1 protein-coding gene is annotated in these 428 nt (G+C 43.5%); it reads right to left on the bottom strand.

Features of this window, described 5'->3' with window-relative positions; all coding sequences use genetic code 11:
* Window positions 1-25: 25 nt before the first annotated feature.
* Window positions 26-428: hypothetical protein (locus A3773_RS19830; protein WP_075109611.1), on the bottom strand; the 403-nt coding region annotated here is incomplete at its 5' end.

The following is a 428-nucleotide window of genomic DNA, read 5'->3' as shown; positions in this document are numbered from 1 at the left end:
CCGCATGGTAATCATACCCGTGCCATCAGGCTTCCCTTTTCCTTTCCCTCTCCCTTCCTTTCTCCCCCTCTCCTTCTCCCTCCCTTCTCCTTCCCCTTCCTCCCTCTCCTCCCTCCTCTTCTTTCTTTTTCCCTTCCCCCTCTTTCTTCCTTTCCTCCCCTTTCTCTCTTCCTTCCTCTTCTCCTTCCTCTCCTCCTTTCTTTTTCTTTCTCCCCTTTTTTCTCTCTTCTCTTCTCTTCCCCTTCTTTCTCTTCTTTTTTTCTCCCTTTCCTTTTCTTCTCCTCTTTCTTTTAATTTTTTTCTCTCTCTGCTTTTTCTCTATCTTCCTTTTTATTTCTCTTTTTCTTTTTCTCTCCTTCTTTTTCTCTTTCCCTCTTTTTTCCTTTCTTCCTTTTCCTCCTTTCTTTCTCCCTCTCTTTCTTCTTCTC

Source organism: Neptuniibacter pectenicola (assembly GCF_001597735.1).
Classification (GTDB): Bacteria; Pseudomonadota; Gammaproteobacteria; order Pseudomonadales; family Balneatricaceae; genus Neptuniibacter; species Neptuniibacter pectenicola.
Note: the sequence above shows the minus strand (reverse complement) of the source record. Positions and strands in the feature narration are given on the sequence as shown.